This window comes from Sneathiella chungangensis (genome assembly GCF_009882935.1).
GTDB lineage: Bacteria > Pseudomonadota > Alphaproteobacteria > Sneathiellales > Sneathiellaceae > Sneathiella > Sneathiella chungangensis.
This window is the reverse complement of sequence record NZ_WTVA01000002.1, coordinates 301,752-316,608: the sequence shown is the minus strand read 5'-3', so window position 1 is coordinate 316,608 and position 14,857 is coordinate 301,752. Positions and strand designations below refer to the sequence as shown.

Sequence of the window (14,857 nt, the reverse complement as noted above, 5' to 3'; positions counted from 1 at the left end):
GGGCCGCACCCTAGCGTTTTCGGGGTTTCACGCGGGCCGTTGCCTCGGCCTGGAGTGGGTCATCCGGCCAGTAGTGTTTCGGATAGCGACCCTTAAGATCCTTTTTTACGTCCGCATAGGTATTTTGCCAGAAGCTGGCAAGGTCTTGCGTAATTTGTACCGGGCGGCGTGCTGGTGATAACAGATGAACCGAAACGGATACGCGGCCGTCCGCGAGCTTCGGCACGTCTTTCATTCCGAATATCTCCTGTAATCGGACGGCAAGCACGGGAGTTTCCGCATTGCTGTACTCAATCCGGATATGCGAGCCGCTCGGCACCGCAATTGATTCCGGTGCGAATTCATTGAGGCGGGAGAGTTGGTTCCAATCGAGGCCGCGCTTAAGTATGTCCGCAAGGTTGAGTTTCTGCAAACCGGCAAGCGACGACATGCCCGCCAGATAGGGAAGCAGCCAGTCTTCCAGAGAGGCCAACAAAGTGGCGTCGGAATAGTCAGGCCAGCGTTCGGTATCGTCATGTTTTCTTGCAAAATTGACACGGTCGATCAAGCCGCGGCTTGCCGGGTCCCAAGGCAGTGGCTGCAACTCCTTGCGCCGGATGACGTCAAGCAGGGCGGTTGAAATTTCTTCTGGTGACGGATTATCGATCCGCCGGCTTTCAAGAACCAGTGCCCCCAGTTTCCTTTCGGTGACTGCAAGAACGCGTTCCTTGTTCTCATCCCAGAAAACCCGTCGCACAGAGACGATATGGTCGGTGAAATATTCCTCAATTTCCGGAGCAGTTATCGGTGCCGCGAGATCAACCCGCGCATCCCGCCCCTTCCCATCTAGCTCGGCGACGACCAGATAGGGTTCGCCCCGCAGGCGGTCATTTTCGGAAATCCTTGCTCCGCGCCCACCCGAAAGCCTGTATTGCGTCTGACTGCCGTCGCGAAGTTCGCCGATGCGGTCGGGATAGGCGAAGGCGAGCAGCAATCCGGTCTTTGAGGTATCGCGCGGCCTGTCCCTGATGTCGAGGCGACGGGTCAGATCCCGACTGACTCGCCTTACCTGATATATGGAACTATTTGCATCCTTCCTTTGTCTATCGCGGCGCAGGATATCGAGGCGAGAGCGGATATCGGCATCCGGAAACTCGGGGTCGCGACGCAGGATATCCCGCTCCGACAACAGGGCGGCAATATCTGCGGCGAGACTTTGTTCGCCAATCTCTTCGGCCCTTAGAACCATCGCGGCCAACCGCGGATGCAGCGGCAGCTTGACAATTTTCTTGCCAATAAGGGTAATTTTTCCGGCTCCGTCCAGCGCATCCAGCGCCTGAAGCAATTCCTTCGCCTGTGCAACAAGCCCAGGCGGCGGTGCATCCAGCCAGAACAGTTCCGAAACGTCCTGAGCACCCCAATTGGCGAGTTCCAGCACCAGCGCGCTCAAATCCGCCGTTAGGATCTCTGGCGGCGCAAATTCGATCAGGCCGCGGTCTTCCGCTGCGGTCCAGAGCCGATAGCAGATGCCGGGTCCCAGCCGTCCGGCGCGGCCCCGCCTTTGATTGGCGGAGGCGCGTGCGACGCGGCGGGTCAACAGCGCGCTCATCCCGCTGTTGGGGTCGAAAACCGGGCTGCGTGCAAGGCCCGCGTCAACAACGATCCGGACGCCTTCGATCGTCAGGCTTGTTTCCGCAATATCCGTGGACAGGACAATTTTTCTCCGCCCCTCCGGGTCTGGCAGGATTGCCTGATCCTGCCTCTGCGGTGGAAGATTGCCGTAGAGCGGGATGACCCGCGCATTGGATATCCCGGCGGAGCTTTCCAGCAATTTTTGCGTCCGGTTAATCTCGCCGGCGCCGGGAAGAAAAACAAGAATATCCCCTTGCTCGCTTTGCCAGGCATGTTCAATAACCTCCGCGACGCTGGCTTCGATCCGCTTCGCGGACGGGCGGTCCAGGAACCGCGTCTCCACTGGATATTGCCGGCCCGTACTCCGGACAACCGGCGCGTCATCGAGCGCCTTGGAAAGGCGCGGCGAGTCGAGCGTTGCAGACATAATCAAGAGTTTGAGATCGCCACGGAAGACCTCCTGCGCCTGCTTCGCGAGGGCAAGCCCCAAATCCGTTTGCAAATTCCGTTCGTGAAATTCATCGAAAATCACAAGACCGACGCCCGCAAGCTCTGGATCCGCCTGCAATCGCCGCGTGAGTATTCCTTCCGTAACAACTTCAATTCGCGTCGCGCTGCTGATCTTGCTTTCCAGGCGAACGCGGTAGCCAACAGTCTGCCCGACGTCTTCGCCCATCAGCTCCGCCATTCGCCGTGCGGCAGCCCGCGCGGCAAGGCGACGCGGTTCCAGCATAATGATCTTTTGATCGCGCAACATTCCCGATTGAAGAAGGAAGATCGGGACAAGTGTCGTCTTGCCGGCACCAGGCGCCGCTTCTAGAATTACAGATGGAGACGTCATTAGTGCCGCTCCCAACTCATCCAGTATGCTGGCGACGGGGAGACCGGTTCCGGTAAAATCAACGGTCATTCAACTTTCACACGCGAAACCAGTATTCTTGTCAGCATCGGAAACAGGGTAAGCGCGGCGAGCCCTGAAAAGACGGCGCCCAAGACGATCTCGCCGCCGAATCTCGTCGTCGGCGGAAAGGCGGAAATCAGGAAGATCAGAAAACCGATTGCGATAACGCCGCTGGACACCAGGATCCCGAGGGCCTGTTCGCGAACCGCGATCGAAATCACACCGAAATCCGCTGCGGGAAAGCCGTGCCGCCGGAAGGCCGCCGCCAGATGGATCAACGCATCCACGGCTATTCCCGTGCACACACTTGCGGCAGGCGCGGAGATGATATCGACCGGCACGCGGAACCATCCAGCACCGCCCAAAATTGTGATGGGAACCAATGCAGACGTCAGCGTCATCGCAAATGTGATGCGAAGGCTTCGGCTGACGATCCAGGCAATCGCGAAAAAAAGTGCAAGCAACCCGATAACCCCCATTACCAGGCTTCGTGAAACAAGATCGGCCAGTCTTCCCTGGAGCATATACACGCCGCCGGTGAGAACAGGTTCAAACCCCGCGTCCACGGCGATATTCTGAAGCCGGTCCGTCACGAAATTGCGCGCTGCCTCCCGCCCGGATTCCTTCATCCGCAAAATATACAGCACCTGCGTACGGTCCTCATTGAGGAAATTTTCGGCGACATGGTCATTTATGCCAAGGGAAAGCAGGCTGACAATTTCCCGCCAGGGAAGAAAATATGCAAGCGGGTGAGAGTTCGCCTCCGCCAGTAGTGCCGGAAGGGAAATCACCGTACCGACATTGGGATCCTCCTGGAGCTTTTCATGTAGCTGCCACATGGCATTGTAACCAGCTTCGGTATCAAGGCGCCCCCCGTCTTTTAGCCGAACAACGAGTTCCAGCGGACTGCTGCCGCCGTTTTCGTCGACGAAAACAAGACCGTCATGTATTTCCGAGCCTTTTTCAAAATAGGTAAGAAGACTTGGGTCGGTGTTAATCCGGAGAAGCCCGGGCACAGCCGCGAATACAATCAGCAAAAGGCCCGCCACCGAAACATAGCGGACGGGTTTTGAGGAGATGATCCCATTTCCGGGCGCCGTCTTCATCTTTTTTGGCGAAGGTCGGCGCGAGAAAAGGAGAAAAACCGGAAAGATCAGAAAAACACAGAGAAGCGCGGCGACAGATCCGACAATCCCTCCTTCGCCCAATTGACGAAGTGGCTCCGCGGCGACGTTGACCAGCGTCGCAAAGCCGAGAAGTGTCGTCACCATGCACCAGAAGGACGCGCGAAAGGTTTCGCTCATCGCGCGCCAAACGGCTACCGGCTCTGGGTTTCCACCCTGAATTCGCCAGTTTGCGGTCAGGTATATGACCTGCGACTGGACCAGGACAAAAACGATCGTCGCGAGGTTTGCCGTAAGAATTCCGACCGGCAGGCCGAACGCCCCTAAAATTAACAGGGTCAGGAAAACCGCCGAAACACCACTTGCACATGCGCCGAGAACAATTCCCACCGAGCGGAAGACTAGCAATAGAAGACCGGCAAAAATAACGACGGCCGCTGTACTGAAATATTTGAAATCCCGCACAAGGCTTTGGCGGATTTGCTCAACGATATACGGCATTCCGGAAAGCCGAATTCGAAACGCGTCGCCTTCATCAAAAAGGCGGGCAGCAGCTTCTACCTCGCTGATCAAATCCGGTGGCGGGCTAGAAGAAAGGAAGGCGATGACAAGTGTGGCGCTGTTATCCCCGCTGACCAGCAGCGAACGCCAGAACGGACTTTCACTCGCTGTCTTTACGCTTTCCGGACCGGTGGCGACACTGACGAGGCGGCTGATTCCGGGAATTTCAGCGAGATTGGCGGAAAACTGGACCAACCGTTCATAATATTGAGGTGAAAAGATATCGCGTCCGGCGACACTAATGACCAAAAATTCATCGGAGGGAAACTGTTCATGAATGCGCGCGGATTGTATGAGTTCGGGATCATTGGAGCCGAAGAAGAATTCCGGCGTGACCTCGGGGTGTAAATCGACGTAGCGCAAGAACAGGCCCGCCAATATCGCGATCACGATCAGCACCACTGCCATCAGTCTGTATTTCAACGAATTAAAAAAAGAACCCATAGGCAGGCCGTTTCTCCTGTGGCATTATAACTTCGGACTCCCCGCATCATACAAAAACTCTAGCGTCAATAAATTAACATCTCGCGTCATGTTACAACAGATCGCCGAAATCGAAGCGCATTCCCGTGCCGCCATTCCCGCACTTAGAGTGGAAGTCTATGACGGCTGGCATCTGCGCTTTGCCAGAAACCATACACGGCGTGCCAATTCGGTCAATGTGGTTGATCGTGGAACGCTGCCGCTCGACAGGAAAATAGAACATTGCGAAGCGGCCTATGCACGGGAAGACCAAACCTGTCATTTCCGCCTGACCCCCCTTGCCGACAACGACCTCGATAAATCGCTGGAAGGGAGAGGGTATGGGTATTTCGGCGAAACAGAGGTTCGTATTTTCGATCTCGACGAGCGGCTTGCTCCGGATTTAGGCAAGGATCTTGTCGCCTATGATCCCTCCTCCGATTTCTGGCTCAAAGGCGTCGCCACTCTTACCGGGCAGGATAAGGCGAAACAGTCGGTTTTTCGCGAAATGCTCTCACTCATTAATCTTGATATCCAGGCGCTCGCGATATTGCGCGGCAAGCAGATTGTTGCCTGTGGGATGGGGGTCCGGTCATCCGAATTTCTCGGCCTTTTCGAATTCGCTACCCATCCAAAATTTCGCCGCCGCTGCTTCGCGGCAAGGATCGCCCGCCAAATGCTGGCCGACGCGCAAATTGTCGGCGTCAAGCGCGCCTATCTGCAAGTCGTTATGGACAATAAAGCCGGCCGCAGATTCTGGGAGGAGATCGGCTTTCGCCGCGCGCTCTATAATTACCACTACCGTACGAGGCTATAGCGAAAGTATGGGGTATGGATCATCGAAATAGAATTCGTCGCAATTGTCCCCCTCGCCGCCCCGGTCGATCACCAGAAAATCACTGACGGCGTGAAGCGCGAGCACCGGGTGATGCCAGGTACCCGCATGATAATTGACGCCCTGCTGACCGCTGGCCATGAAGGCGCGCAAATCGCCACCGCGCACTGTTTCTCCTTTTGGCGCAACCAGAACCAGATAAGGCCTGTCATTTAGGGGAACGAATGCCTGACTTCCCTTCGGATGCCGCTCGACAAGCTGCACGTCAAGCGGATATTCAAGCGGCGTTGCCCGGAAAATATTGATGAGAACACGGCCTTCGGCGTCCGTCTGAACATTGGCAAGATCGTGATAGCGAATGGTCGATCCGTTGTTGATCAGGAAATTCTCTGCGCCCGTCGTCTCGATAACGTCACCGAAGGGCGCAAATGCGTCTCTCGTCAAGGGTTCGATTCCGATCTTCATAATCACCTCGCAATGCGTCCGAAAAGGCGAAGCCTGCTGATCCCGCCGTCGGGAATGATGTTGATTCGGACATGGCTGATGGGGCCAATGCTCTGGACCTCGGCCTCGAAGTGATGGATCGCGTCCATGGAAAGTTTCTGCTCCGGTAGAAGCGTTTTCCAGAACATACTTTGCGTCACCAGTGATTGCTCCGTTCCGCCGGTGACCAGCGCCCCTTGGATGGAACAACGGTCCGGATAGTTACCCTTGAAATGCGCGGTATCCACCTCGATCTTCGATACCGCACCCGGATGGCCAAGGGCAATCAGCGCCCAGTCATTGCCGGGCTCCCGGCGGCGGCGGGTCTCCCAGCCATCACCCATATTGACGCCCCGTCCAGGCGCCAGAATCTGGGAAGGACTTCCGTAATGCTGATCACTCGCCGCGATGCCGCGCCCACCGTTTACCAGGGCGGCCAGATCAATGATCTCGTCGGGATCGCGCCTGGCCCAATGGCACTGAACTTCGCCATACACACGGAGCCGCGCGACCCCGCCATCGGGATAGATATTCAGCCGCAAGTGGCTCCAGGTGGCGGCATTCGAAATTGCATGAAGATGATGGCTGTCGCCCTTCAGGCTGACTGAGGGGAGAATTTCTGTCCACACCGTAGTGTCATCCGGCTCCCCGTCCACCAGACAGGCATCGATAGACGCCGCGGGCGGGTAGTTTCCGGTGAAGTGGCTGGTATCGATATCGACTCCGCGAATTATGCCGGGAAGCCCTAGCCTGACAACACAAAAATCATATCCCTCACCACGCTTGCGGCGGCTTTCCCATCCGTCCATCCATTTGCCGTTGTCGTCGTATTTATCCGCAATGAAAACCGGTTCGGCCGGATCGATCAGCCGCGATTTGTCCGCGAAAAAATCATCCGTCGCATAAGTCACCTCGGCGCCAAGGCGCGGAGAGGCGAGATCGATATATTTTTCACGAAAATCATCGCTGACATCGGTTGGCAAACTCATCTACATCTCCCTGAACATTTGGCGCTATGGTCTTACATTTCTGCCAGCCGGAAACGCGCTATTTTATCAATTTCGGCGAGCGCCGTCTCGAACTCTTCTTCCGCTGAATTCTCCAGTCGTTCTTCGAACCCCTTCAAAATTTCGTACCGGTTGCTATTTTTCACCGCCTTGATAAAGGGAAATCCGAATTTCTTGCGGTATGCGGCGTTATATTTCTGAAAAGCCGCGAATTCCTCGGGCGAGCATTTGTCGAGCCCGGCGCCTGCCTGTTCGGACGTCGATGCCACGGTCAGTTCACCCGTTACCGCAGCCTTGCCGGCAAGATCGGGATGAGCGTCGATCAGCCTTCTTTTTTCTGTCTCGTCCGCTTCGGCAACAATCCGTGCCATCAGGTCCGCCAGCGCATCAATCTCATCATGCTCATCGGTAATTCCGGCAGCCCAGGCGCGTTCCGCGACCCAGGGCGAATGCTCATAAATTCCTTCGAATTTTTCCAAAAATTGAACATAGTTCATTTTACTAGGAGGAGCTCGAAACTTATGCACCGCCATGGCCTCTCGATACCGGTGGATGTTTCTCGTGCCAGTGCCGGGCGATGTCGATGCGACGGCAGAACCAGACGGAATCATGGCCGCGCGCATATTCGATAAAACGTTTGAGGGCGGCGATACGTCCGGGCCGGCCGACGAGACGGCAATGCAGGCCAACCGACATCATTTTCGGGCTCACCTCCCCCTCCTCATAAAGCGTATCGAAACTGTCCTTGAGATAGGTGAAAAACTGATCACCGCTGTTAAACCCCTGTAGCGACGCGAACCGCATATCATTCGCATCGAGCGTGTAAGGAATAATCAGTTGGTGCCTCCCGCCTTCAAAATGCCAGTAGGGGAGATCATCGTCATAGGCGTCCGCGTCATAGAGAAAGCCGCCTTCCTCCATTACCAGTCGGCGGGTATTCGGGCTGGTGCGGCCGGTATACCAACCGAGCGGGCGTTCGCCCGTCATCCGCTCAATTATCTCGATCGCCTTTTGCATATGCGCGCGTTCGACCGCTTCCGGGACATCTTGATAATTAATCCAGCGATAGCCGTGACTGCAGATTTCATGCCCCAGATCGACGAACGCCCAGACCACTTCGGGATTTCGCTCGAGCGCCATGGCAACGCCAAAAATAGTAAGCGGAATATCGTATTTTTCGAAAAGCCGGAGCAGGCGCCAGACACCTGCCCGGCTGCCATATTCATAGAGGGATTCCATACTGATATGCCGTACGCCCGGCAATGGCGCGGCGCCAATGATTTCCGAGAGGAATGATTCAGACGCGTCATCCCCATGCAGAACGCAGTTCTCGCCGCCTTCCTCATAATTGAGGACGAACTGTACAGCGATACGAGCGTTACCCGGCCATTCGGGATCAGGCGTCATTCCGCCATAGCCAGTCATGTCACGCGGATAGAGAGCGTCGTTACTCACAGAGAGCCTCGCAGTTTTTCAGCTTTAGGGGAAGGTTTGGCAAAAATCGAATAAAGATCCCCCTTGACCTCCCTTTCCTGCAAGTTCAACTGATCCTCACAGGCCTGTAAATGAGCCCGCATGAGCGTCACAGCCGCCCCCTCGTCCCCTGCTTCAATCGCCTTGATGATGTCGGTATGTTCATCACAGCTGCAGGGCGACAGATTTCCCTTCTGATACTGCACAATAATGAGCGAGGTGCGCGAAACCAGCTCCTTCACGTAGGCGGCCAGCGTCTGATTTCCGGCAATCTTGGCGAGAGTCAGATGAAAATTTCCCGATAACCTCACCCAGGCTTCATGGTCTCCTTCGTTAAGGCTCACACGCTCGGCGGCGACGGAGCGGCGAAGTTCCGCAATATCCGCCTGAGAATGTCTGCGGACTGCTTCCCGAACGATCCCCTCCTCGATCAGGCCGCGCGCGCGCAGAACTTCCTTCGCTTCTTCCGGCGACGGCTCCGAGACGAAGGCGCCCCGATTCGGATGAATCTGCACAATCCTCTCATGCGCAAGACGTTGCAGAACCGTCCGTATCACGGTTCTGCTGACACCGAAAATTTCACCTAAAGTGTCTTCAGATAGCTTGGTCCCGGGCGCAAGTCTTTGCTCAAGTATGGCCGAAAACATTTCATCATAGATATGATCGTTCTGCGACATCTTGCGGGAGGGAGTTTCCCTCTGGGTTGAAGCGGCTGTTGGGGCAGTCCGACTCATAGAATTTCCTTGTGATTATCCGTTTCCCTACTGCACTTATACAATAAATAAAAAAATTGTATACAAAATAAATAAAATATGTGGACAATCCGAATTACGTCATGCAATGTTTTATCTTGCTCCGGCAATGACAGGGCTGGTGAAGCCAGCTGTTAAGGATAGGTATGGGGAAACTGACGACGCATGTGCTGGACACAGCCGCCGGAAAGCCAGGCAAGGGTATCCGGATTGATCTCTTCCGGATGACGGAGAGCGGCCGGGCCTTGCTGGGCACATATCACACCAATGCGGACGGGCGCTGCGACGCGCCGCTTCTTGAGGGGGAAGCCTTATCCCGTGGTTCGTATGAGTTGCTTTTCTATGTTGGACCTTATTTCGAGCAATCCGGGCTGACTCTGCCCGAACCCAAATTTCTCGATGAGGTGGTGATACGGTTCGGGATATCAGACGAAGGCGCGCATTACCATGTTCCGCTGCTGATATCGCCCTACGGTTATTCCACCTATCGCGGAAGTTAAGGAACTTTGAGACAACGGGACTTCAATCCCGGAGGCATGGTAACGAGAGGGGCTGGAACGTGAGCAAAAAATTCAAATCGGCGGGCGGGCTGCCCTCCTCAATCGACGGCGTTCATGTTCCCGGCTATATGGCCTCCTCGTGCAGGAAAATCAGATTGCGAAAAGGTTGTTTACATCGACCGCTAAAGCGTTAGCTTGATCTAGAGGGCCTGAAGGATAAATGCGCCAGAGAATTAAATTCATTCACCGCGGTGGTATCGTCGAGATAGAGGATGTCGATCCGACAATGACGGTGCTCAATTATCTCCGCTATGAACGGGCGCTCACCGGAACGAAGGAAGGATGCGCCGAAGGCGATTGCGGCGCCTGTACCGTCGTTCTTGGCGATTTGGTAAATGGCGAACTCCGGTATCAGGCCGTCAATGCCTGCATTCAATTTCTCCCCACCCTGGATGGCAAGGAGCTGATCACCGTCGAGGATCTGAAATCCGAGGACGGCGCCCTGCACCCTGTGCAACAGGCGATGGTTGAGGCGAACGGCACCCAATGCGGCTTCTGCACGCCGGGCTTCGTCATGTCGCTGTTTGCGGAAATGCATTCCGGCCCGAAGGCGGACCGCCGCCATATCGACAATGTCCTAGCGGGAAATCTCTGCCGCTGTACAGGCTACGGCACCATCGTGGAGGCGGCGGTAAATGTTGCCAAATCGGACGTCAAAGACAGATTTCATTCACGCGTAGCGACGACCGAGACGCTTCTGGAAAGTCTTCGAAATGAACCGGGGCTGCAGCTGAACTGGCAAGGCCGCCACTATTTCGCGCCAAAAACAGTTGAGGAGCTAACCGACCTGCTCTCCCGCCATCCCGGGGCGACGGTACTTGCGGGGGCGACCGATGTGGGTCTTTGGGTGACCAAGCAACACCGCAATCTCGATGCGGTCATCTACATCGGCCAGATCGAGGCGCTGAAAACCATTACGACGCAGGAGGACGGCTTGTTGATCGGCGCCGGCGTAACCTATAGCGATGCCTGGGGATCCCTTGCCGAACTTCACCCGGACCTCGGCGAGCTGATACGCCGCATCGCCTCCACCCAGATTCGCAACAGCGGCACGATTGGCGGTAATATCGCCAATGGCTCACCGATCGGCGATACCCCGCCCGCCCTCATCGCGCTCGATGCCCGGCTTCACCTGCGGTCCAAGGACGGCGGGCGCGAAATGCCGCTCGAGGATTTTTTCATCGAATATGGAAAGCAGGACCGGCATCCCGACGAGTTTGTCGAAGCGGTCTTTGTCCCATTCCCCAAAGCGGACAGCCGTTTTGCAACTTACAAGATTTCCAAGCGTTTCGATCAGGACATTTCAGCGGTCTGCGCGGCATTTCACCTCGTCCTGAAGGGGCGGAACATTGAAGATATCCGCATCTGTTACGGCGGGATGGCGGGGACGCCGAAACGCGCAAGTGAGACGGAGACGGCACTGATCGGCAAGGAATGGTCTGAAGCCACAATACTTGCCGCACTTCCCGCAATGGCGCGGGACTACGAGCCGCTATCCGACATGCGGGCAAGCCGGGAATACAGAAGGCTTGCGGCGGAAAACTTGCTCCGGAAGTTTTACATAGAGACCGCAATGCCGGAGGTTCCGACCCGCATTGTCGGTGACGGAGGGCTTGCCTATGCGTAATCCTCCGCTCAGCAGAAACAAGATCCGGGGCGCCGTCCATGTCGCCCGCCCCCATGACAGCGCGGCGAAACAGGTCGCGGGTGACGCCTTCTATATCGACGATATTCCCGAGCCGAAAGATCTTCTCCATCTCTATCTCGCGCAAAGCGAAAAGGCGCATGCCAGGCTGCTGAAACTCGATGTGTCAGCGGTAAGGGCCGCGCCGGGCGTTGTCGCCGTTCTGACGGCGGCGGATGTGCCGGGAGTTAACGACGCCTCTCCGATTGAGGGGGACGATCCTGTATTCGCAGAAGATATTATCGAATATGCGGGCCAGGTGCTTTTTGCGGTTGCGGCGGAAACCCTAGATCAGGCACGCGCGGCAGCGAAGCACGCCATCGTCGAGTATGAAGAGCTGCCGGCCATCGTCACGATCGAGCAGGCGCTTGCCGCAAATTCCTTCGTTCTGCCAACCCGCGAAATCCGGCGGGGAGACGCGGCAGCGGCGATCAAGGCGGCGAAACATCGGCTGAAACAGAAATTCGAGATTGGCGGGCAGGACCATTTCTACCTGGAAGGACATGTGGCCCTCGCGCTCCCGGGCGAGGATGGCGATATCTTCGTTCATTCCTCGACGCAGCATCCGACGGAAGTCCAGCATAACGTCGCCAAGTTTCTTGATTTGCCGGATCATTCCGTCATCGTCGAAATCCGCCGGATGGGTGGCGGGTTCGGCGGCAAGGAAACGCAGGGCGCCTGGTTTGCCGCTATCGCGGCCCTGACGGCCAAAGTGACCGGGCGCCCGGCGAAGATACGGCTTGATCGCGATGACGATATGATCATTACCGGCAAGCGCCATGACTTCATTGCGACTGTCGAGATGGGGTTTGACGACGACGGAATGGTCAGTGGCGCGGAATTCGTGCTGGCATCGCGCTGCGGGCGCTCCGCCGATTTATCCGCCTCTATCAATGACCGGGCGATGTTCCATGCGGACAACTGCTACTATTTCGATAATGTCACGATTATTTCGCATCGATGCAAAACCCATACGGTTTCCAATACCGCCTTTCGCGGTTTCGGGGGCCCGCAGGGAATGCTCGCGCCGGAGCGGATGATGGATGCAATTGCCAGCTATCTCGGCAAGGACCCGCTCGAGGTGCGGAAGGCCAATCTTTATGGCAAAGACAAGCGCAACGTCACGCCCTACAAAATGACGGTCGAGGATAATATCGCACCGGAGATTATTGCCGAACTAGAAAAAAGTTCCGATTATGCGGCCCGCCGAAACGCGATACGCGCTTTCAATAAAAAAAGCTCGTACCTCAAGAAGGGGATTTCGCTGACGCCTGTGAAATTCGGCATCTCTTTCACCGCCTCCCATCTCAATCAGGCCGGCGCCCTCCTGCATGTCTATACGGATGGCAGCGTCATGATCAATCATGGCGGCACCGAAATGGGCCAGGGCCTCTATATCAAGGTGGCGCAGGTCGTCGCCGAGATTTTCCAGATCGATATCGAACGGGTTAAAATTACCGCAACCCGGACGGATAAAGTACCGAACACTTCGCCGACCGCCGCCTCATCCGGCGCAGACCTCAATGGCAAAGCAGCGGAGGCAGCGGCGCTCGCGATTAAAGAAAGGCTGGTCGCTTTCGCCGCCAAAAATTACGGCGTCGACAAATCGGAGGTAGTTTTCCTGCCGAATCGCGTCAAAATCAGGGAACAGACCGTCGCGTTCAAGGACTTAGTCCAATTGGCCTATATGAACCGGGTTTCCCTTTCCTCAACCGGCTATTACCGGACACCGAAAATCCACTATGACGCCGCAACATTGAGCGGCCGTCCGTTTTATTATTTTGCCTACGGCGCGGCGGTGTCCGAAGTGATTGTCGATACGCTGACCGGCGAGAACAAGGTCGTTGCTGTGGATATCCTGCATGATACAGGCAAGAGCCTGAACCCGGCCATTGATCTCGGCCAGATAGAGGGCGGCTATATCCAGGGCATGGGGTGGCTGACTACAGAAGAACTTTATTATGATGACAAGGGGATCCTCAAAACCCACGCGCCGTCGACCTATAAAATCCCGGCCTGCAGCGACCGGCCGGAAAAATTCAAAATGAAGATTTTCGAGCGCGGCGAGAATGTCGAGGAGACGATCTTCCGGTCAAAAGCTGTTGGAGAGCCTCCCCTTATGCTCGCCATCTCTGCCTTCAATGCGATTGCCGATGCGATTTCAAGTATCGCGGATTACCGTCTCTATCCGGACCTCGACGCCCCGGCCACGCCGGAACGCATCCTGAAGGCGGCGCAACGAATAGCCGAAGCCGTCAATAACGACAAACCGGCGGAAGCGGCGCAATGAGCAACTGGACCGACATCGCAAATTCCTATGACGGTGATCCGGCAGAGCCAGCCGTTCTCGTCACCATGGGAGCCGTGAAGGGTTCAACGCCGCGCGATACCGGCGCCAACATGCTGGTTACCGCGTCGAAATGCTACGGCACCATTGGCGGCGGACGGCTTGAGTTTATGGCCGTGAACAAGGCGCGGGAAATTTTGACAGATGAGGGAAAAGCGTCGGAAATTCTGACTCTGCCCCTCGGGCCGGAACTTGCACAATGCTGCGGCGGACATGTCGATATTCTGTTGGGCCAGCTGGATGCGGAATCCATAAAATCTATATTTAACCGGTTAAAAAACTTTAAAACGAAAAGCGCTCTTCTGCTGCGCCTGTCGCAAACCGGGTATCGTCACCAGATTGTCGCGGAAGGCGACAGTACGGTCTTTCTCGACAAACCACTTCAGGCGGCGGTCAATCGGCGGTTTCAGTCGCCGGGAACCGAGATACTCCGTAACAACACGACGGAGCCTTACGGCATCTCCATTATCCAGTCTCTCCATGAAACCGAGTTCAACGTCACTTTGTTCGGTGCGGGCCATGTGGGACGGGCGGTCGTCAACGCGCTTTCTCCCCTTCCCTGCCATATTGACTGGATTGATAGCCGCAAAGACCAGTTCCCCGGTAAAATGCCCCGCAACGTGACGGCAATCGTCACAGAAGAACCCTGCAGTTTTATCGCCGACAGACCCGACGGAAGCTATTTTCTTGTTATGACGCATAGCCACCAGATCGACCTTGAAATCTGTGAAAAACTGCTGGCGTCGCAAGAGAAAGCTGCGCTCATCGGACTGATCGGATCGAAAACAAAGAAAGCGAAATTCGACAAGCGCTTGGCAATGCGCGGCTTCGATGCGGCGACAATTGCCCGCATTACCTGCCCGATAGGATTGCCCGGGCTGGAAGGGAAGCGCCCGGCGGAAATCGCGTTAAGTGTTGCAACGGACCTCCTACTTCGGCTTCAATCGGCGCGCGCGGAGACTTCACTAGTGCGACGGCGAGAGATCGGGGGCTCTTCTTGAGAAAAATACACGAAAGACTTAGCCAAAGAACAGCTCAGGTAAAATAGTAGAATGAA

At 56.0% G+C, this 14,857-nt stretch carries 12 protein-coding genes; 5 read left to right on the top strand and 7 right to left on the bottom strand.

Going from position 1 to position 14,857, the window contains the following annotated elements:
* Positions 1-10: 10 nt before the first annotated feature.
* Positions 11-2,521: an ATP-dependent helicase HrpB gene (gene hrpB, locus GQF03_RS06430; RefSeq protein ID WP_161338386.1), complete on the bottom strand. Its 2,511-nt coding sequence runs from the start codon at positions 2,519-2,521 to the stop codon at positions 11-13.
* Positions 2,518-4,641, bottom strand: coding sequence for an efflux RND transporter permease subunit (locus tag GQF03_RS06425; RefSeq protein ID WP_161338385.1), 2,124 nt, complete (start codon positions 4,639-4,641; stop codon positions 2,518-2,520). Before GQF03_RS06425 ends, hrpB begins: the two co-directional genes overlap by 4 nt.
* An 88-nt stretch (positions 4,642-4,729) precedes the next feature.
* Between GQF03_RS06425 and GQF03_RS06420 the strand changes: the two genes are divergently transcribed.
* A complete protein-coding gene (locus GQF03_RS06420; protein WP_161338384.1) occupies positions 4,730-5,476 on the top strand; it encodes a GNAT family N-acetyltransferase in 747 nt (248 codons plus the stop codon).
* On the opposite strand, the gene GQF03_RS06415 is transcribed toward GQF03_RS06420, so the two are convergent.
* The 5 genes from GQF03_RS06415 to GQF03_RS06395 are packed head-to-tail and all read right to left on the bottom strand — an operon-like array spanning position 5,471 to position 9,191.
* Entirely contained in the window at positions 5,471-5,959 is a 489-nt protein-coding gene (locus GQF03_RS06415; protein ID WP_161338383.1) for an ureidoglycolate lyase, read from the bottom strand. The two genes, GQF03_RS06420 and GQF03_RS06415, sit on opposite strands and share 6 nt — an antisense overlap.
* Positions 5,960-5,961: 2 nt before the next feature.
* A complete protein-coding gene (alc, locus tag GQF03_RS06410; protein ID WP_161338382.1) occupies positions 5,962-6,966 on the bottom strand; it encodes an allantoicase in 1,005 nt (334 codons plus the stop codon).
* 32 nt (positions 6,967-6,998) lie between these two features.
* Complete coding sequence (gene uraD / locus GQF03_RS06405; RefSeq protein WP_380744666.1) at positions 6,999-7,511, bottom strand: 2-oxo-4-hydroxy-4-carboxy-5-ureidoimidazoline decarboxylase; 513 nt, start codon at positions 7,509-7,511, stop codon at positions 6,999-7,001.
* On the bottom strand, positions 7,504-8,409 hold the full coding sequence (gene puuE / locus GQF03_RS06400; RefSeq protein ID WP_162858439.1) for an allantoinase PuuE: 906 nt from the start codon (positions 8,407-8,409) through the stop codon (positions 7,504-7,506). Before puuE ends, uraD begins: the two co-directional genes overlap by 8 nt.
* Before the next feature lie 26 nt (positions 8,410-8,435).
* Positions 8,436-9,191: a GntR family transcriptional regulator gene (locus GQF03_RS06395; protein WP_161338379.1), complete on the bottom strand. Its 756-nt coding sequence runs from the start codon at positions 9,189-9,191 to the stop codon at positions 8,436-8,438.
* Between the two features lie 164 nt (positions 9,192-9,355).
* On the opposite strand from GQF03_RS06395, the gene uraH reads away from it, so the two are divergent.
* From uraH to xdhC, 4 genes are all read left to right on the top strand, one after another.
* Positions 9,356-9,709 carry a hydroxyisourate hydrolase gene (gene uraH, locus GQF03_RS06390; protein WP_161338378.1) on the top strand — a complete coding sequence of 118 codons (354 nt, stop codon included), beginning with the start codon at positions 9,356-9,358 and terminating at the stop codon, positions 9,707-9,709.
* 220 nt (positions 9,710-9,929) lie between these two features.
* Positions 9,930-11,396 carry a xanthine dehydrogenase small subunit gene (gene xdhA / locus GQF03_RS06385; RefSeq protein ID WP_161338377.1) on the top strand — a complete coding sequence of 489 codons (1,467 nt, stop codon included), beginning with the start codon at positions 9,930-9,932 and terminating at the stop codon, positions 11,394-11,396.
* Complete coding sequence (gene xdhB, locus GQF03_RS06380; protein ID WP_161338376.1) at positions 11,389-13,743, top strand: xanthine dehydrogenase molybdopterin binding subunit; 2,355 nt, start codon at positions 11,389-11,391, stop codon at positions 13,741-13,743. The genes xdhA and xdhB overlap by 8 nt, the downstream gene beginning before the upstream one ends.
* Complete coding sequence (xdhC, locus tag GQF03_RS06375; RefSeq protein WP_161338375.1) at positions 13,740-14,801, top strand: xanthine dehydrogenase accessory protein XdhC; 1,062 nt, start codon at positions 13,740-13,742, stop codon at positions 14,799-14,801. Before xdhB ends, xdhC begins: the two co-directional genes overlap by 4 nt.
* Positions 14,802-14,857 lie beyond the last annotated feature (56 nt).